The organism is Streptomyces sp. BE303, from assembly GCF_036290945.1.
Classification (GTDB): domain Bacteria; phylum Actinomycetota; class Actinomycetes; order Streptomycetales; family Streptomycetaceae; genus Kitasatospora.
The window spans coordinates 1-251 of sequence record NZ_JAQYWZ010000034.1 but is presented as its reverse complement, the minus strand read 5'-3'; the positions used below and the strand labels follow the sequence as shown (position 1 = coordinate 251).

At 66.9% G+C, this 251-nt stretch carries 1 protein-coding gene; it reads left to right on the top strand.

The features are described 5' to 3' along the window. A partial coding sequence (locus PUR56_RS00105) for a hypothetical protein (RefSeq protein WP_329947323.1) occupies positions 1-194 on the top strand: 194 nt, incomplete at its 5' end. Positions 195-251 lie beyond the last annotated feature (57 nt).

The window sequence follows — 251 nt, the reverse complement described above, 5'->3', positions numbered from 1 at the left end:
AGGCGCTCGCTCACGTGGCGGAGGTGCTCGAGGCGTTCCCGGACGTGGACGTCGCCGTGGTGAACGGCCCTGGGGCCGTGGTGGGCGCGGGCCTTGATGCCGTGATCGCCGGAGTTGGCGAGGCTGCGGGTGGGCGGGGCTGGAAGTCGAGCCGTCTGCTGACCAGTCACGCCTTCCACTCCCTGCTGATGTAGCCTTTGTTGGAGGACTTCCGCTCAGTGGTGAGTGGGTTGTCCTTAGACGAGACTTCG